Consider the following 17784-nt stretch of genomic DNA (forward strand, 5'->3'; position numbering starts at 1 on the left):
CGCGCAAGGGCATCAAGGGCTGTGAGTGACCGAGGGGGGTGACAGATGGTGACCGAAGGGGACGGAACGGCCGTGGGGGACATCCCGGACGATCTGACCGCCGCCGAGGCCGGTATGTGGCAGGCCTTCCGCAACGGCAGCGGGTACGACCTGAGCAGCGGGGACACGGTCGTGGACGATCCGCACGGCGGGCATCCGTGGGGCGAGGAGCGCACCGTGCGGGCCAGGATCGTCGCCTGGCTGCTGCTGGACGGGCCGCCCGCGCTGGCGGGCCGGGTGGCCAGCCTCAAGCTGGCCGGCGTCCGGATCAGCGGCAGCCTCGATCTGGCGGGCGGCACGGTGGTGCCGTACGTCGAGCTGAGGCGCTGCCGGTTCGAGCAGGACGTGCTGCTGCCGGAGGCGCGGTTCACGACCCTCAGGATGGTGGACTGCGCGGTGCCGCGACTGGAGGCGGCCCGGCTGCACACCGAGGGCGATCTGCATCTCCCCCGGTGCCGCTTCCACAACGGCGTACGGCTCACCGACGCGCACATCGGCACGGACCTGATGCTCAACCAGGCGATCGTGTACCGCGACCGCACGGGCCGCTCGATCGCCGCCGACGGCATGACGGTCGGCCAGGACCTCCAGGCGGAGCTGCTGGAGTCGCACGGCGAGCTGAGCCTGCGCAGCGCCAAGATCGGCGTGTCGCTGAGTCTGCGGGGCGCCCGGCTGGCCAATCCGTACACCCGGCTCGCGCTGAACGCGCCCCAGCTGACCGTGGAGCGCTCGCTGTATCTGACCCCGGCGGGCGTCGGCCGGCAGGCGCTGAGCGGGACGACGCCCGCGCGCGGGACGCGCATCCAGCGGTTCGAGTGCCGGGGCGGGGTGCGGCTGGACGACGGGCGGTTCGGGGACGCGGTCGACCTGGAGCGGGCCCGGTTCACGTTCACCGACGACCAGGAGCTGTCGCTGGTCCGGGTCCAGACGCCCGAGCTGCGCTTCCTCGGGGAGCGGCCGCGGCGCGGCAAGGTGGTGCTGTCCGGCGCCCGGGTGATCAACCTGGTGGACCGGGCGAGCGCGTGGCCGGGCCCCGGCAGTCTGCACATGGGCGGTTTCGCGTACGAGAACCTGGTGCCGCAGGGCCCGTTCCCGCTGTCCGCGCGGCTGGAGTGGATCGCCGCGGCGACCGCCGAGTACGCGCCGGAGCCGTACGAACGGCTGGCGGCGGTGCTGCGGGAGGGCGGCGAGGACGAGGACGCGCGTGAGGTGCTGCTCGCCAAGCAGCGCCGGCGCCGCGAGACCCTGCCGCCGGCCGCGAAGCTCGTGGGCTACGCGCAGGACTGGACGGTCGCCTACGGGTACCGGCCGGGCCGGGCGGCGGTGTGGATGGCGGTGCTGTGGGCGGCGAGCACCCTGGCCTTCGCGAACGCCCCGCACCCGCCGGTGAACCCGGGCGGACACCCGCCCTGGAACCCGGCCCTGTTCACCCTCGATCTGCTGCTGCCGGTGATCGATCTGGGCCAGGCCGGCCAGTGGCGGCTCACCGGCGGCTGGCAGTGGCTGTCGACGGCGCTGATCCTGCTGGGCTGGATCCTGGCGACGACGGTGGCGGCGGGAGCGACGCGGTTGCTGCGGCGGGGATGAGGCCGTCGCCGCGGCGGGGGTGACGCGCACGGTCCCGGCCGGCTCAAACCCGGCCGCCCGAATCTCCACACAACCCCCTTGTCAGTGCACGAACATTCCCTGAACAGGGCTCACCTTTTACGGTTCCTTGACCGGGCGGCGTACAACTTTCCTTGGCTTGCCCGCACCCTCTGGCGCAACCCGACCTGCGGCTTTTCAATGGGCGGCACCATGGCTCTGCTGCCCCCATTCATCCGTGCCTCCCGGATCTCCCGGGCGGCCCGGACGACCGCCGCCCCCCACCCCGGCGCCGGGCTCCCCGCCGACGACGAGGTGCTCCTCGATGTGCCCGACGACCGGCTCGGCCCCGCCCTGGTCGCGGCCGGCCGGGGCTCGTACGAGACGGCCGCCGAGTTGCTGTCCCACACCCGGGAACGGGCCGAGTGGGAGTACCGCGACCGCTATGTGACCCGCCTGGCCTCCTTCGCGCACTCCCGCACGGAGTGGTTCGAGGAGTGGCGCGCGGCGGCCCCCCGCGATCCGGACCTGCTGCTGGTCTCGGCCCAGCTCGCGGTGGACCGGGCCTGGCTGTCACCGGCCCGCGCCGAACTGCTGCGCGAGGTGAGCCCGCTGATCACCGCGGCCGCGCAGAGCGACCACGGCGACCCGGTGCCGTGGCGGATCGCCCTGGACCACGCGCGCGGCGCGCGGGCCGGGCACAAGTACTTCGGCGAACTGTGGGAGGCGGCGGTGCGCCGCGCCCCGCACCACTACGGCTGCCATGTCGCCGCCAAGCGCTATCTCGCCGAGTCCTGGCACGGCTCGCACCGCGAGTGCTTCGACTTCGCCGACCGGGCCGCCCAGGACGCCCCGGCGGGCTCGCTGGTCCAGGCGCTCCCGGCCCGGGCGGCCTTCGCCTATCTCACCGACGGCTGCGGTCCCGAGGTGCCGCGCGAGCGGCTGGACGCGGCGGCCGACCGCGCGATCGCCCTGTCGGCCCGGTTCCCGTCCCTGGACCCGTGGCCGGCCGAGATACGCAACCTGCTGGCGTACGTCCTGGTCCGCCTCGGCCGCCTCGACGACGCGCTGGTCCAGCTGCGCCTGATAGGCCCGTACGCCACCTCCTTCCCCTGGGGCCGGCTCTCCGACGACCCCCTCGGCCACTTCCTGGCGGTGCGCGAGGCCGTGTACACGGGACGGGCCGTGCCCGAACCGTGGCATCCACGAAATGGGCACGGCGACCTGACCCACCCGGACGACCATTAGGCTTCTGCGCCGTGACCACCGTCCGTCTGCCGCTCTTCCCCCTGAACTCGGTGCTGTTCCCGGGTCTGGTGCTTCCGCTGAACGTCTTCGAGGAGCGCTATCGCGCCATGATGCGCGAACTGCTCAAGACCGCCGAGGACGAACCGCGCCGGTTCGCCGTCGTCGCCATCCGCGACGGCCACGAGGTCGCGCCGAGCGCGCCGGGTCTGCCCGACCCGACGGCGCGGCCCGAGCGCGGCCCGGCGGCCGGTTTCGGCGAGGATCCCCTCACGTCGTTCCACGGCACCGGCTGTGTCGCCGACGCGGCGACGATCCGCGAGCGCGCCGACGGCACCTTCGAGGTCCTGGCGACGGGCACCACCCGGGTCCGCCTCGTCTCGGTGGACGCCTCGGGCCCGTTCCTGACGGCGGAGCTGGAGGAGCTCCCCGAAGAGCCGGGCGACGAGGCCGGTGCGCTCGCCGAGGGCGTCCTACGGGCCTTCCGCCAGTACCAGAAGCGGCTGGCGGGCGCCCGCGAACGCTCCCTCACCACCGGCGCGGACCTCCCCGACGACCCCGCGGTGGTGTCCTACCTGGTCGCCGCGGCGGTGATGCTCGACACCCCCACGAAGCAGCGCCTCCTGCAGGCCCCCGACACCGCCTCCCGGCTCCGCGACGAACTGAAACTCCTTCGCACCGAGACGGCGATCATCCGTAGCCTGCCCTCGCTGCCCGCGTCGGACCTGACGCGCGGCCCGACGAGTCTCAACTGAGGCCACGAACCCAAGGCGCTCGAACCCATGGCGAAGAAGCCGAAGAAGCAGCAGCAGTCCGGCGGCACGCCCGCCACGGTGGCCCTCACCTCGGCGGGCGTGGACTTCACGGTCCACGCCTACGACCACGACCCGAACCACCCGTCCTACGGCGAGGAGGCCGCGGAGGCGATGGGCGTGTCGCCCGACCGGGTCTTCAAAACCCTGGTGGCGGACGTGGACGGCACCCTGACCGTGGCGGTGGTCCCGGTGGCCGGCTCCCTCGACCTCAAGGCCCTGGCCTCGGCGGTCGGCGGCAAACGCGCCGCGATGGCCGACCCCACCCTGGCCGAACGCACCACGGGCTACGTCCGAGGCGGCATCTCTCCGTTGGGCCAGCGCAAGAAACTCCCCACGGTCCTCGACACGTCGGCCACCGCCCACCCCACGATCTGCATCTCGGCGGGCCGCCGGGGCCTGGAGGTGGAACTCTCCCCGGCCGATCTGGCCACCCTGACAGGGGCGGTCCTGGCCCCGATCGGCCGGGGCTGACCGGGGGAGCGCGTCGCCGTTACGTGAGCGGTGCGCCGTAGGAGTCCTTCGGGGTCGGGTGCTGACCGTACGGGTCGGGGTCGCGTGGGCCGAACAGCGCCGTGAGGCCCAGATGGACCACCAGCGCAGCGAACGGCCAAGCCAGCAGCGCCCCGTGCGCCCCCAGCTTCAGGGGCGCCGAGAACGTCACGCCCTTCCCCGCGGCCTTGGCCTGGGCGATCACATCCGACCCGGGCCCCAGCCACACCCCCAGCCGCCACGCCAGCAGCGACCCCAGCAGCCCCCCGGCCAGCAGCGCCACCACCAACGGCACGCCCCCACGCCGCCGCCAGGCGAACACCACCGCCGCACTCACGGCCCCGAACGCCAGCGCCAGCAGGGTGAACGTCCCGTCCACCCCGATCGCCTGCTCCCCCTCGGTGTCCTTGAGGTAGACGACCCACCCCCCGTTCACCACGTCCCCCACCAGCGGCACGGAGGGCGCCAGATACCTCCACAGCACCCCGAGCAGCGCCCCGGCAACCGCGACGGCCACCGTCACCACGGCGGCCTCCCGCAGTTCGGTCTTCATCCCCGGCCCGTCCTGTCCGTACACGGCGTCGTGCGGCGCGGGCGCCACCGCGTAGGCCCCCGGCGAGGGCGGCCAGGCAGCCCCCTGCGGGGACGGTTCGTGCGGCGGCGGAGGCGGAGTCAGCGGTGCGGTCACCCTGACATCGTGCCAGGCCCGCCTGTGCGGCGCGTCACCGGACGGCGGCCCGACGGTACGCCCAGGTGGCGACGGCCAGCGAAACGACGCCCACCCCCGCGCACACGGCGAGGTCCCCGAGCACCAGCGCCCAGTCCGGATCCGCCCCGAACGTCCGCGCGAAGGCCTCCACGCCGTACGTCGACGGCAGCAGATCCCGGGCGAACCGCACCGCCTCCGGCATCCGGTCCGGCGGCAGCACCCCCAGCAGCAGCGCGGCGGACATCCCCAGCTGCCCCAGCACGGTCGCCAGCTCCGGCCGCGGCGCGAGCAGCCCGAACGCGGCCCCCAGCCCGGACAGCGCGGCCCCGGCCAGCGGAATCACGGCCGCCAGCACCCACAGATGCGTCAGCGGCAGCCCGAACAGCACACACCCGAACACCGCGGTCACCAGGGTCCCGGGCACGGTGAAGGAGGCGTACGCCCCCGCCGCGCCCAGCACCACGGCCGCCGGCGGCACCGGCAGGGTGGCGTAGTGGTCGAGCCCGCCGCTCGCCCGCAGCTGCCCGAAGTACTGCGCGAGCAGATTGAGCGCGACGAACGCGACGACGAGCACCGCGGAGCCCGCGACGACCGCCTCGGCCTCGCTGCCCCCGTCCACGACGCCCCGCATCATGATCAGGATGCCGACCGACTGGAAGGTCGCCACGAACAGCAGCGGGATCCGCGCCACCCGCGCACGGGAGAGCTGCGCCCGGTACACGGCCACGAGCGACGGCCACAGCCGTGCGCGCGGCCCCAGCTCGGCGGCCGCGCGGACCGTACCGGTGACGGCCCGGGCGCCGCCCGGCAGAACCTCGGCGGGTACGACACTCACGTGGCGCTGCTCCTCTTCCCCTACGGCTCTCCTACCGTCCCCCACGGACCATACGGACCCGGGGCCGACCCTGCTCATCTCGCTCACGTCCGCACCAGCCCCTGCCGTGCGGCCCCGCCCAGCGCCAGGTACACGTCCTCCAGGCTGGGCGTGGCCAGGGTGAAGTCGTCCAGCGCGGCGAAGGCGGCCCCGCCGGTGACGGTGGCGACGATCGCGCGGGCCTCGTCGGGGGCGAGCCGCAGCGTCCAGCGGCGCCCGGACTCCACGGCCCGCTCGCGCAGCGCGGCGACCTCGGGGACCTCCAGGGGCGCCCGCTCCCGCCACACCAGTTCGACCCGGACCTCGCCGGCGACCTGCTCCTTGAGCCCGGCGGGCGTGTCGCAGGCGATGACCCGGCCCCGGTCGAGGACGGCGACCCGGTCGAGCACGGTCTCGGCCTCGATGACGTTGTGGGTGACCAGCAGGACGGTGGTGCCGCGCTCGGCGCGCCGCCGGTCCACGGCCGACCACACGGCGCGCCGCGCGACCGGGTCCATCCCGGTGGTCGGCTCGTCGAGCACGAGCAGCGGCCGCTCCCCCACCAGCGCGGACGCGAAGCAGGCCAGCCGCCGCTGGCCGCCGGACAGCTTGCGCAGCGTGCGGCCGGCGAGCGGGGTGAGCCCCAGTTCGTCGAGGACGGCGTCCCGTTCCCGCCGGGCCTGGCGGACGTCGAGGCCGCGCAGCCGCCCGGTGGTCTCGGCGGCGAGGGAGACGGTGAGCTCGTCGAGGGCGGTGGACTCCTGGCCGAGGTAGGCGAGGATGCGCGCGGCCCGCTCGGGGTGGCGCACGATGTCGTGGCCGAGGATCTCCACGGTGCCCGCGTCGGGCCGCATCAGCCCGGTCATCTGCCGTACGAGGGTGGACTTGCCGGCTCCGTTCGGCCCGAGCAGTCCGAAGATCTCCCCGCGCCGGATGTCCAGCTCCACGGCGTCGGTGGCGCGTACCTCGGGGGTCGCCGGGGTGCCGCGCCGGCCCCGCACCGCCGGATAGGTCTTGGTCAGTCCGCGCACGGCACACACGACCTCGTCCGGGTGCCGGATGGCCGATGGCGCGCGCGTACTCACAAGGGACGAGCCTACGGGGTCGGAACGCTCCGCTCGTCCTTGGGGCCGCTCTCCGGGCCGTCAGTCCCCGGCGGGCGCGTGCTCGGCGGCGGTCCTGACGTCGACCTCGCGCCAGAAGCCCGCCCGGATGGCGTAGCGGTCGTGCTCGTCGATCTGGTCGTCCTTGTGCGCGAGCAGTCCGAAGCGGGCCGCGTACCGGAGCAGCTCGCCGTCGATGCGGTGCGGGATGCGCGGGTACATGCCGGACAGTTTCTGCAGATTGCCCTGGTCGCCGAGGCGGCCCATCCAGCGCCGGGCGAAGACCTGTCCCACCTCGAACGGGTCGCCGCCGACGGTGGTGATGTCCTCCTCGCGGTCGGCCCACCGCTGCTCCGCCGTGGTCAGCTGGGCCAGCGTCGGCATGGAGGAGGCCTCGGCGGGCTCGGCGACGACACCGGGCCGGTCCACCCAGCCCTTGTCGGAGGACCAGCGCAGGGTGGCGCTGGCGGGGTGCGGGGCGGGGTGGCTGCCGGGTGCGCGCAGCGCGGCCAGGTCCTTGGGGGTGGGGACGCCCTTGGTGGCGGGCAGGCGCTCCGGGACGCCGGAGCGGTCGGCCGCGTCCGCGCCGGCGTGCTCGGGCTCCTCCGCGGTGCGCTCGGCGGCGGGGGCGAGGCCGCTGTCGGGCAGCGGCGCGGACAGGATCGCGGCGATCTCGGGCCGGGGCACGGGCGGCGGTGCGCACACCCCGCCGAGGTCCTTGGCGCGTACGGCCTTGGTGATCCAGGTACGGTCCAGGACGCGCCGTTCGTCGGCCTCGGCGACCAGGTCCTCGGACTGGTTGTAGTCGCCGTCGGCGGCCTGGACGGCCCACAGGTGGACGGCGACGCCGTGTTCCTTGGCGGCCATCATGCCGGGCAGCAGATCGCCGTCGCCGGTGACGAGGACGACGTCGGAGCAGGCGCGGTTGCGGGCCAGCTCGGTCAGTTCGGCGTGCATGGCGGCGTCGACGCCCTTCTGGGCCCAGCGTCCGTCGCTGCGGGTCAGGGCGCCCAGCCGGACGGTGACCCGGGGCATCACGCGCAGCCTGCGGTGTTCGGGCTGGGGGACGCGGTCGGGGGCGCCGTCGAACCAGTAGATGCGCAGCAGGGGGCGCTCGGTGTCGGACTCGGCCTGTTCGCGCAGCCCCTGGACGAGTGCGGAGTGATCGACGGTGATGCGGGACCGCGAGGGCTCTCCGGCGAGGAGGCTCGCGGCGGCCCCCAGCAGATACCCGGCGTCCACCAGGACGATGCAGCGGTCCACACGACTCACCCTCTTCCCGGGAGGTTTGCTTCGGGCTTCCTTCGAGTCTGCCCGACCGTACGGGGGTTAACGGCCCGAACTCGATCTTCGGCGTGGCGTTTCGGGCCGATGCGCTCCGAGAACCCCTGTCACGGACGGTAATTATCCGAAATGCGCCTTACGTCAGCCTATGTGAATCTGGTCGCGGTTCTGGTCCCTACATCCCCCGCAGGAGGCAGATCCCCATGGCCAAGAACAAGAAGCAGGACCGTAAACAGCCGCAGTCCGAGCGTGGTCAGCAGCAGGCCCAGCAGTCCTCGATGCAGGAGCAGGCCGAACAGCGGATCTCCCAGGTGACCCCGGCCGACGTCGCCCGCAAGGGCCGGCAGAAGCGGTTCGGGCACAACTGACGTCCGCGCGGTGGGCCGTTGCGGCCCAGGCACACCGAGGGGCGCGTCCGGTACCGGACGCGCCCCTCGCGCCTGCTCCCCGGGTCGGGCCTCAGCCCGCCAGGCAGGACGGGCCGAGCAGCACCTTCAGATCGCCGAACAGCGCCGGATCGGGCTTGACCCGGTGCCGGTCCAGCCGCAGGACGGTCGTCCTGGTCGGGCCCTGGAGCTTGATGCGGACCTCGCTGTCGCCCCGGTGGTGGGTGAGGATCTCGTTGAGGCGGCTGACCATCGGCGGGGTGACCCGGGTGGCCGGGATGGTGAGGATCACCGGTGCGTTGGTGCCCGCGTTGGACAGGTCGGGGACCTGGAGCTCCATCGCGACGAGCCGGGGCACGTCCTCGCGCTTGTCGAGGCGGCCCTTGACGAAGACGACGGCGTCCTCGACGAGTTGGGTCGACACCAGCTGGTAGGTCGCCGGGAAGAACATGCACTCGATGGAGCCCGCGAGGTCCTCCACGGTGGCGATGGCCCAGGCGTTGCCCTGCTTGGTCATCTTGCGCTGGAGGCCCGAGATGATGCCGCCGATGGTGACGACCGCGCCGTCCGCGTGCTCGCCTCCGGTGAGCTGGGCGATGCCCGCGTCGGCCTTGTCGGACAGCACGTGCTCCAGGCCGAACAGCGGGTGGTCGGAGACGTAGAGACCGAGCATCTCCCGCTCCTGGGCGAGCAGATAGGTCTTGTCCCACTCGTCCTCGGTGAACTGCACGTCGAGGCCGAAGCCGGGCTCGCTGGTCTCCTCCTCGCCCATGCCGCCGAAGAGGTCGAACTGGCCCTCGGCCTCCTTGCGCTTGACCGCGACCACATTGTCGATCATCGGTTCGAACTGGGCGGTGAGGCCCTTGCGGGTGTGCCCGAGCGTGTCGAACGCGCCCGCCTTGATCAGCGATTCCGTGGTGCGCTTGTTGCAGGCGACCGCCTCGACCTTGTCGAGGTAGTCGGGGAAGGAGGCGTACTTCCCCTTGGCCTTGCGGCTCCTGATGATCGACTCGACCACGTTGGTGCCGACGTTGCGGACGGCCTCCAGGCCGAAGAGGATCACGTCGTCGCCCTGGGCGGCGAAGTTGTGCACCGATTCGTTGACGTTCGGCGGCAGCACCTTGATGCCCATGCGCCGGCACTCGTTGAGGTAGACGGCCGATTTGTCCTTGTCGTCCTTGACGGAGGTGAGCAGCCCCGCCATGTACTCGGCGGGGTGGTTGGCCTTCAGATAGGCCGTCCAGTACGAGACCAGTCCGTACGCGGCGGAGTGCGCCTTGTTGAAGGCGTAGCCGGCGAACGGGACCAGCACGTCCCACAGCGCCTGGATGGCCTCGTCGCTGTAGCCGTTCTTCTGGGCGCCGGCCTGGAAGATGGTGAAGTTCTTGGCCAGTTCCTCGGGCTTCTTCTTGCCCATCACGCGGCGCAGGATGTCGGCCTCGCCCAGCGAGTACCCGGCGATGATCTGGGCGGCCTTCTGCACCTGCTCCTGGTAGACGATCAGGCCGTAGGTGACGGCCAGGACCTCTTCGAGGGGCTCCTCCAGCTCCTTGTGGATCGGGGTGATCTCCTGGAGCTTGTTCTTGCGCAGCGCGTAGTTGGTGTGCGAGTCCATGCCCATCGGGCCGGGGCGGTAGAGCGCGGAGACGGCGGAGATGTCTTCGAAGTTGTCGGGCTTCATCAGGCGCAGCAGTGAGCGCATGGGGCCGCCGTCGAACTGGAAGACACCGAGGGTGTCGCCGCGCTGGAGCAGCTCGAAGGTCTTCGGGTCATCGAGCGGCAGGGCCAGCAGATCGAGGTCGACGCCCTTGTTGGACTTCACCATCTTGACGGCGTCGTCCATGATCGTCAGGTTGCGCAGGCCGAGGAAGTCCATCTTCAGCAGGCCGAGCGACTCGCACTGCGGGTAGTCCCACTGGGTGATGGTCACGCCGTCCGTGTGCCGCACCCAGATGGGGGCGTGGTCGACGATGGGCTCGCTGGACATGATCACTCCGGCGGCGTGCACACCCATCTGCCGGACCAGGCCCTCGACGCCCTTGGCGGTGTCGATGACCTTCTTCACGTCGGGTTCGTTCTCGTACATCGCACGGATCTCGCCCGCCTCGCTGTAGCGCGGGTGCGAGGGGTCGGTGATGCCGTTGAGGTCGATGCCCTTGCCGAGGACGTCGGCGGGCATGGCCTTGGTGAGGCGGTCGCCCATGGCGTACGGGTAGCCCAGCACGCGCGCGGAGTCCTTGATCGCGTTCTTGGCCTTGATCTTGCCGTAGGTCCCGATCATGGCGACCTTGTCGGAGCCGTACTTCTCCGTCACGTACCTGATCACCTCGACGCGCCTGCGCTCGTCGAAGTCGATGTCGACGTCGGGCATGGAGATGCGCTCGGGGTTGAGGAACCGCTCGAAGATCAGGCCGTGCGGGATGGGGTCGAGGTCGGTGATGCCCATGGCGTACGCGACGATCGAGCCGGCCGCGGAGCCTCGGCCGGGGCCGACCGCGATGCCCTGCTTCTTGGCCCACATGATGAAGTCGGCGACGACGAGGAAGTAGCCGGGGAAGCCCATCGAGATGATGGTGTCCATCTCGTACTCGACCTGCTTCATGCGGTCGTCCGGGATGCCCCCGGGGAAGCGGCGGTGCATGCCGCGCATGGTCTCCTCGCGGAACCAGGTGACCTCGGTGTAGCCGTCCGGGATGTCGAACTTCGGCATGAGGTTCTTGGCCTCGAACATGTCGGCCGTGTCGATCTGCTCGGCCACCAGGAGGGTGTTGGCGCAGCCCTCCTGCCAGGCGTCCGAGGAGTCGATGGCGTACATCTCGTCCGTGGACTTCAGGTAGTAGCCGGTGCCGTCGAACTTGAAGCGGTCGGGGTCGGAGAGGTTCTTGCCGGTCTGGATGCACAGCAGCGCGTCGTGCGCGGTCGCCTCGTGCGCGTACGTGTAGTGCGAGTCGTTCGTCACCAGGGGCGGGATGCCGAGCTTCTTACCGATCTCCAGCAGCCCGTCGCGGACCCGGTGCTCGATCTCGATGCCGTGGTCCATCAGCTCCAGGAAGTAGCGGTCCTTGCCGAAGATGTCCTGGTATTCGGCGGCCGCCTTCAGTGCCTCGTCGTACTGGCCGAGGCGCAGCCGGGTCTGGAGTTCGCCGGAGGGGCAGCCGGTGGAGGCGATGAGCCCCTCGGACCACTGGGCGATGGTCTCCTTGTCCATGCGCGGCCACTTCTGGAGCCAGCCCTCGGCGTACGCGTCGGAGGAGAGGCGGAAGAGGTTGTGCAGGCCCGTCGCGTTCGCCGCCCAGATCGTCTTGTGGGTGTAGCCGCCGGAACCGGAGACGTCGTCGCGCTTCTGGTGCGGCTGGCCCCACTGGATCTTGCGCTTGTTGCGCCGTGACTCGGGCGCGACGTACGCCTCGATCCCGATGATCGGGGTGATCCCGGACTTCTTCGCGGTGTGGAAGAAGTCGTACGCCCCGTGCAGGTTGCCGTGGTCGGACATGGCGATGTGCGTCATGCCCATCTCGTTGCACGCGTTGAACATGTCCTTCAGCCGCGCGGCACCGTCCAGCAGCGAGTACTGGGTGTGGACGTGCAGGTGCGTGAACGGCGGCTTCGACACGGCGTGGCCTCCAAGGGAAACACTCGACGACTGGCGGGCGGACAGTCCGGGGGTCAGCGTCGAAGTCTATGCCTCGCCACTGACACTCGACGGGCACTCCCACGTACCTTCGGACGTTGGAAGGGGACGGACGATCCGTCCCGAGGTCACGCACCACCTGTCCCAGGAGGCACCCAGCGATGTCGGTTCCCCAGCTCAATGACGAGCAGCGCGGCGAGGAGATCCTCGCCGTCTTCGACACCGCCTTCGGCGAGCTCCTGGCCGCCGACCCGGCCGCGTTCCGGGTGAAGTTCCGCAAGATGGCGGCCTCGGCGTTCGCGTTCTACCGGGGCACGGCGGCGCTGTTCTACCACGACCTGGACGCCGAGAACGCCGGGCGGGGTGGCGGGAGGACATACAGCGGGCCGTTCCTGGACGACCGCACCTCGCGCGTGTGGATCCACGGCGATCTGCACGCGGAGAACTTCGGCACCTACATGGACTCGACCGGTCGGCTGATCTTCAACGTCAACGACTTCGACGAGGCCTACGTCGGCCCCTTCACCTGGGACCTCAAGCGCTTCTCCGCCTCGATCGCCCTCATCGGGTACGCGAAGGCGCTCGGCGACGACCAGATCACCGAGCTGGTGCAGGTGTACGCGGGCGCGTACCGCGAGCGGATCCGTGCGCTGGCCTCCGGCGCCAAGAGCGACGAGGTGCCGCCGTTCACCCTGGACACCGCCGAGGGCCCGCTGCTGGACGCCCTGCGCGACGCCCGCTCCCTCACCCGCTTCGGGCTGCTGGACTCCATGACGGAGATCCGCGACTTCGAGCGCCGCTTCGCGCCCGGCGGCGGCTCCATCGAGCTGGACGCGGCCACCCGCTACAAGGTCCTCGCGGCCTTCGACGGCTATCTGGAGACGCTCCCGGAGACCTCCCTGGCCCGCCCGGACTCCTACCGGGTGAAGGACGTCGTGGGCCGCCGCGGCATCGGCATCGGCTCCGCGGGCCTCCCGTCGTACAACATCCTCCTGGAGGGCCACAGCGACGCCCTGGAGAACGACGTGGTGATCTACATCAAGCAGGCCCAGACGCCGGCCGTCTCCCGGCACGTCACCGACCCGGCGATCCGTGACTACTTCCAGCACGAGGGCCATCGCACGGTGATATCCCAGCGCGCCCTGCAGCAGCACGCCGACCCGTGGCTGGGCTGGACCGAGCTGGGCGGCGCGGGCCAGCTCGTCGCCGAGGTCTCGCCGTACGCCGTCGACCTGGACTGGGGCGACGTCGACGACCCCGAGGAGATCGCGGGCGTCGTCGCCGACCTGGGCCGGGCCACGGCCACCATGCACGCGGCGGCGGACGACACCTCCGGCGAGTCCCTGGTGCCGTTCTCCACCGAGCGGGCCATCGACGCGGCCATCGCCGCCGACGAGGAGGGCTTCGCACCGCTCCTGGTGGACTTCGCGCACGGCTACGGCGCACGCGCGCGTGCGGACCACCAGATCTTCGTCGACCTGTTCCGCAACGGCCGGATCCCGGGTCTCTGACGGTGCCGCTCCTCACAGGCACCCTTTAGGGGTCTCCTACAGGAGCGCGTGACACACTCTCTGCTGCCATGGACATATCCGGGACCCGACTCAGAGCCGTACGCGCGGCGCTGTTCACGGCGGTCGTCGTGACGCTCAGCACCGCGTCGCACGTCCTGCTGTCCCGGGCCCCGCTGCCGTTCAACACGGTGGCCGCCGTCACGGCCGCCGTGTTCGTCCTCGCGTACGCCCTCGCGGGCCGCGAGTGCGGCTTCGGGCGGATCGCCGCCCTGCTGATCCCGCTGGAGCTGGCGGCCGACACGATCTTCACCACCGGCCAGCACGTCTGCTACGGCCGGGCGGGCGGCCCGGTCGCCGGCCCGCTGGCCGCGGTCGGCTGGGACGTGCTGTGCGGCAACGGCCGGTTCGGCACCCCGCTGGCCCGGGTCGCCGGCGCCGACCCCGACCGGCTCGGCGGGCTGATGGCCCACACCGACCCGGTCACCGCCTGGCTGCTGCTCGCCGCGCACGTCACCGTCGGCCTGCTCGCGGCCGCCTGGCTGCGTCGGGGCGAGCGGGCGCTGGCCCAGCTGCTGCGGGCGGCCGGCGCGACCACCTTCCGGCCCCTGCTGCTCGCGGTCCGCGCCGTGACCGTACGACGCGCCCCGGCGGCCCGCCGCCTGCCGCGGCCCGCGCACCGCACGGCCGCCGCCCGGGACCTGCTCCTCGTGCACTCCCTGGGCCGGCGCGGACCACCGCGCCCGGCCGTCTCCGTCTGAGCGGAACCGTTCCGCGGGAACGGTCACCGGCACGAGCAGTCCCCACCCACGTATCCCGCGCACCTGCGTGTGCGCGTCCCCGATGGAGAACACCACCATGAGCAAGCGAAACAGCGCGGCGGCGAAGACGGCGGCCCGGGAGCGGCTGCGCGTCGAGCGCGAGAAGCAGGCCAAGCGGGCCAAGGCCAAGCGGCAGATCATCGTCGCCGCCTCGGCGGTCGGCGTGCTGGCCGCGGCCGGCGGCATAGGCTACGCCGTCGTCCAGGCCAACCAGCCCAGCTACTGGGAGGAGGCCAAGACCGCCAAGCTGGTCGAGCCGGCCAACACCAGCGGCAAGAACGGCACCACCGTGGTCATGGGCAAGGAGAGCGCCAAGAAGACCCTCGTGATGTACGAGGACCCGCGCTGCCCGGTCTGCGCCCAGTTCGAGCAGACCGTCGGCTCGACGGTGAAGAAGGACTACGACGACGGCAAGTTCAAGATCCAGTACGTCGGCGCCACCTTCCTCGACCGCAGCCTCACCGGCGAGGGCTCGAAGAACGCGCTGAGCGCGCTCGGCGCCGCGCTGAACGTCAGCCCCGAGGCGTTCCTCGAGTACAAGACCGCCCTGTACTCGGCGAAGTACCACCCCGACGAGACCGAGGACAAGTTCAAGGACGACTCCTACCTGATCAAGGTCGCGGACACCGTCAAGGAGCTGAAGGGCAACACCGAGTTCCAGAACGCGGTGAAGAACGGCACCTACGACCGGTGGGCGCTGGAGATGTCGAAGACCTTCGACAGCAGCGGCGTCACGGGCACCCCGACCCTGAAGATGGACGGCAAGGCGCTGACCGCCGCCGGCACCCAGAACGCGCCGATGTCCGTCGCCGACTTCAACACGGCGATCGAGGCGGCCCTCAAGGGCTGACCCGGTCAAGTCCCCCCAGGACAAAACGCAGTCGAAGAGCGGGCGAACATTTCACGTTCGCCCGCTCTTTTGTCGTACTGGTCAGTAATCTCATCGCCCGTGACCAGTCGATACAGATCACCCGAGAGCGCCGACATCCCGTCAGAGCGCGCCGACTCGCTGTCCCCCCGCCGCCGTACGGTCGTCAAGGCCGCGGCGGCGACGGCTGTCCTGGCCGGACCGCTCGCCGCCGCGATACCCGCCCGCGCGGCCGCCGAGGCCCCGGCCTTCCTGCACGGTCTCGCCTCCGGCGACCCGCTGCCCGACGGCGTCCTGCTGTGGACGCGGGTGACGCCCACCGCCGAGGCGGTGCCGGGCTCCGGGCTCGGCCCGGACACTGAGGTCAGCTGGGTCGTCGCCACCGACAAGGCGCTGACGAACATCGTCGGCCGGGGCTCCCTCACGGCGACCGCCGCCTCCGACCACACGGTCAAGGCGGACGTGCGCGGTCTCGCCCCGGCCACCGACTACTACTTCCGCTTCTCGGCAGGCGGGACGGACTCCCCGGTGGCGCGCACCCGCACCGCGCCGGCGGCGGACGCCTCCGTGAGCGGACTGCGCTTCGGCGTGGTCTCCTGCGCCAACTGGGAGGCCGGCTACTTCTCCTCGTACCGCCATCTCGCGGCCCGCGGCGACCTGGACGCCTGGCTGCACCTCGGCGACTACATCTACGAGTACGGCACCGGAGAGTACGGCGCGCGCGGCACGGTCGTCCGGCAGACCTCGCCCACGCACGAGATCCTCACGCTCGCCGACTACCGCACCCGGCACGGCAAGTACAAGACGGACCCCGATCTGCAGGCCCTGCACGCGAAGGCGCCGGTCGTCGCGATCTGGGACGACCACGAGTTCGCCAACGACACCTGGTCGGGCGGCGCCGAGAACCACACGGAGGGCACCGAGGGCACCTGGGCGGCCCGTCAGGCGGCCGCCAAGCAGGCCTACTTCGAGTGGATGCCGGTCCGTCCGGCGATCGCCGGCACCACCTACCGCCGGCTGCGCTTCGGCAAGCTGGCCGATCTGTCCCTGCTCGACCTGCGGTCCTTCCGCTCGCAGCAGGTGGCGGTCGGCAACGGCACGGTCGACGACCCGGACCGCACCATCACCGGCCGCGCCCAGCTCGACTGGCTGAAGGCCGGGCTCAAGGCGTCCGACACCACCTGGCGGCTGGTCGGCAACTCGGTGATGATCTCGCCGTTCGCCATCGGCTCCCTCTCCGCCGATCTGTTCAAGCCGCTCGCCAAGCTGCTCGGTCTGCCCCAGGAGGGCCTGGCGCTCAACACCGACCAGTGGGACGGCTACACCGACGACCGCCGTGAACTGCTGGCGCATCTGCGCTCCAACGCCATCGGCAACACGGTCTTCCTGACCGGTGACATCCACATGGCGTGGGCCAACGACGTGCCCGTGGACGCGGGGACCTACCCGCTGTCGGCCTCGGCCGCCACCGAGTTCGTGGTCACCTCGGTGACCTCCGACAACCTGGACGACATCGTCAAGGTCCCGGAGGGCACGCTGACCGCGATCGCCTCGCCGATCATCCGGGCCGCCAACCGGCACGTCCACTTCGTCGACACCGACCGCCACGGCTACGGCGTCCTGGACATCACCGCCGACCGCGCGCAGATGGACTACTACGTCCTCTCCGACCGCACCAGCGCCACCGCGACCTCCTCCTGGTCCCGTTCCTACCGCACGCGCAGCGGGACGCAGAAGGTGGAGCGGACGTACGACCCGGTGTAACAGCCGGCCACGCCGGCCAAGCCGGCTAAAGGGTCTCGAGGAAGCCGAGTGCCACCCGCCAGGTGGCCTCGGCGGCCTCCGCGTCCCAGTCCGGGAGGTCGGGGTCGGTGTACAGGTGCCCGGCGCCCGCGTACCGGTAGACCTCCACGTCGGCGCCCGCCCGGCCCATCTGGAGGTACCAGGCGCTCAGCCAGTCGTCGGGCTCGAACGGGTCCGGCTCCGCCACGTGCAGTTGGACCGGCAGCTCGTCCACCGAGACGTTCGGCGCGAGGTCCGAGGTGCCGTGCAGGAGCAGCAGGCCGCGCGCCTTGTCGTCGCCCAGGGCGAGGGTCTGCGCGATCGCCGCGCCCAGGGAGAACCCGGCGTACACCAGCCCTCTCTCCGAGTAGGGGGCGGCGGCCAGGACGGCTCTCTTCAGCAGCTCGTCCTTGCCGATCTCCTCCCGGTAGTCCCTGGCCTCCTCCACCGTCTCGAACGTGCGTCCCTCGAAGAGGTCCGGGGTCCACACCTCGTACCCGGCGGCGCGCAGCCGGTCGGCCGCCGCGCGCACGGCGGGGCGCAGTCCGTAGGTCGAGTGAAAGAGCATGATGTTCATGCGCCCATGGTGCCAGCCGGCACCGACAACGCCGCGTGAGCGTCTCTGCACGGAAGTCACATGTTCAAGGCCCCGCCCACCCGGTTACTT

15 protein-coding genes are annotated in these 17784 nt (G+C 71.6%); 9 read left to right on the forward strand and 6 right to left on the reverse strand.

Annotated features, from left to right (window positions below):
- The first annotated feature begins 48 nt into the window (after nt 1-48).
- From ABZ464_RS00765 to ybaK, 4 genes are all read left to right on the forward strand, one after another.
- Nucleotides 49-1626, forward strand: a complete 1578-nt coding sequence (locus tag ABZ464_RS00765; RefSeq protein ID WP_359269596.1) for an oxidoreductase — start codon at nt 49-51, stop codon at nt 1624-1626.
- A 198-nt stretch (nt 1627-1824) separates the two neighbouring features.
- Nucleotides 1825-2871 (forward strand): hypothetical protein, encoded by a 1047-nt coding sequence (locus tag ABZ464_RS00770; protein ID WP_359268898.1) that lies wholly within the window; start codon nt 1825-1827, stop codon nt 2869-2871.
- Between the two features lie 11 nt (nt 2872-2882).
- Nucleotides 2883-3623: an LON peptidase substrate-binding domain-containing protein gene (locus tag ABZ464_RS00775; protein WP_359268901.1), complete on the forward strand. Its 741-nt coding sequence runs from the start codon at nt 2883-2885 to the stop codon at nt 3621-3623.
- Nucleotides 3624-3650: 27 nt separating this feature from the next.
- Nucleotides 3651-4154: a Cys-tRNA(Pro) deacylase gene (gene ybaK, locus ABZ464_RS00780; protein ID WP_359268904.1), complete on the forward strand. Its 504-nt coding sequence runs from the start codon at nt 3651-3653 to the stop codon at nt 4152-4154.
- Between the two features lie 19 nt (nt 4155-4173).
- Here ybaK and ABZ464_RS00785 read toward each other — a convergent pair whose 3' ends face one another.
- The 4 genes from ABZ464_RS00785 to ABZ464_RS00800 all read right to left on the reverse strand — a co-directional run bounded on the left by ABZ464_RS00785 (nt 4174) and on the right by ABZ464_RS00800 (nt 8100).
- Nucleotides 4174-4860, reverse strand: coding sequence for a DUF2567 domain-containing protein (locus tag ABZ464_RS00785; RefSeq protein WP_359268907.1), 687 nt, complete (start codon nt 4858-4860; stop codon nt 4174-4176).
- 34 nt (nt 4861-4894) lie between these two features.
- On the reverse strand, nt 4895-5716 hold the full coding sequence (locus tag ABZ464_RS00790) for an ABC transporter permease (protein WP_359268909.1): 822 nt from the start codon (nt 5714-5716) through the stop codon (nt 4895-4897).
- An 83-nt stretch (nt 5717-5799) separates the two neighbouring features.
- Nucleotides 5800-6774, reverse strand: coding sequence for an ABC transporter ATP-binding protein (locus ABZ464_RS00795; protein ID WP_359269599.1), 975 nt, complete (start codon nt 6772-6774; stop codon nt 5800-5802).
- 105 nt (nt 6775-6879) lie between these two features.
- Nucleotides 6880-8100 carry an NYN domain-containing protein gene (locus ABZ464_RS00800; protein WP_359268912.1) on the reverse strand — a complete coding sequence of 407 codons (1221 nt, stop codon included), beginning with the start codon at nt 8098-8100 and terminating at the stop codon, nt 6880-6882.
- Nucleotides 8101-8324: 224 nt separating this feature from the next.
- On the opposite strand from ABZ464_RS00800, the gene ABZ464_RS00805 reads away from it, so the two are divergent.
- Nucleotides 8325-8489, forward strand: coding sequence for a hypothetical protein (locus ABZ464_RS00805; protein WP_099053949.1), 165 nt, complete (start codon nt 8325-8327; stop codon nt 8487-8489).
- A gap of 91 nt (nt 8490-8580) precedes the next feature.
- On the opposite strand, the gene dnaE is transcribed toward ABZ464_RS00805, so the two are convergent.
- Complete coding sequence (dnaE, locus tag ABZ464_RS00810; protein WP_359268914.1) at nt 8581-12120, reverse strand: DNA polymerase III subunit alpha; 3540 nt, start codon at nt 12118-12120, stop codon at nt 8581-8583.
- 179 nt (nt 12121-12299) lie between these two features.
- On the opposite strand from dnaE, the gene ABZ464_RS00815 reads away from it, so the two are divergent.
- The 4 genes from ABZ464_RS00815 to ABZ464_RS00830 all read left to right on the forward strand — a co-directional run bounded on the left by ABZ464_RS00815 (nt 12300) and on the right by ABZ464_RS00830 (nt 17099).
- Nucleotides 12300-13649 carry a DUF2252 domain-containing protein gene (locus ABZ464_RS00815; RefSeq protein ID WP_359268917.1) on the forward strand — a complete coding sequence of 450 codons (1350 nt, stop codon included), beginning with the start codon at nt 12300-12302 and terminating at the stop codon, nt 13647-13649.
- A gap of 68 nt (nt 13650-13717) precedes the next feature.
- Nucleotides 13718-14407: a hypothetical protein gene (locus ABZ464_RS00820; RefSeq protein ID WP_359268920.1), complete on the forward strand. Its 690-nt coding sequence runs from the start codon at nt 13718-13720 to the stop codon at nt 14405-14407.
- A 97-nt stretch (nt 14408-14504) separates the two neighbouring features.
- On the forward strand, nt 14505-15317 hold the full coding sequence (locus ABZ464_RS00825) for a thioredoxin domain-containing protein (protein WP_359268923.1): 813 nt from the start codon (nt 14505-14507) through the stop codon (nt 15315-15317).
- Between the two features lie 99 nt (nt 15318-15416).
- On the forward strand, nt 15417-17099 hold the full coding sequence (locus ABZ464_RS00830) for an alkaline phosphatase D family protein (protein ID WP_359268926.1): 1683 nt from the start codon (nt 15417-15419) through the stop codon (nt 17097-17099).
- Between the two features lie 25 nt (nt 17100-17124).
- Here ABZ464_RS00830 and ABZ464_RS00835 read toward each other — a convergent pair whose 3' ends face one another.
- On the reverse strand, nt 17125-17694 hold the full coding sequence (locus ABZ464_RS00835) for a dienelactone hydrolase family protein (RefSeq protein ID WP_359268929.1): 570 nt from the start codon (nt 17692-17694) through the stop codon (nt 17125-17127).
- Nucleotides 17695-17784: the final 90 nt, after the last annotated feature.

Origin of the sequence: Streptomyces sp. NPDC005820 (assembly GCF_040630255.1) — a bacterium.
GTDB lineage: Bacteria > Actinomycetota > Actinomycetes > Streptomycetales > Streptomycetaceae > Streptomyces.

Coding starts and splice junctions, on each gene's coding strand:
- ABZ464_RS00770 (WP_359268898.1), top strand. CDS start 1,825: ATGGGCGGCACCATGGCTCTGCTGCCCCCATTCATCCGTGCCTCCCGG.
- ABZ464_RS00835 (WP_359268929.1), bottom strand. CDS start 17,694: ATGAACATCATGCTCTTTCACTCGACCTACGGACTGCGCCCCGCCGTG.
- ABZ464_RS00820 (WP_359268920.1), top strand. CDS start 13,718: ATGGACATATCCGGGACCCGACTCAGAGCCGTACGCGCGGCGCTGTTC.
- ABZ464_RS00815 (WP_359268917.1), top strand. CDS start 12,300: ATGTCGGTTCCCCAGCTCAATGACGAGCAGCGCGGCGAGGAGATCCTC.
- ABZ464_RS00805 (WP_099053949.1), top strand. CDS start 8,325: ATGGCCAAGAACAAGAAGCAGGACCGTAAACAGCCGCAGTCCGAGCGT.
- ABZ464_RS00825 (WP_359268923.1), top strand. CDS start 14,505: ATGAGCAAGCGAAACAGCGCGGCGGCGAAGACGGCGGCCCGGGAGCGG.
- ybaK (WP_359268904.1), top strand. CDS start 3,651: ATGGCGAAGAAGCCGAAGAAGCAGCAGCAGTCCGGCGGCACGCCCGCC.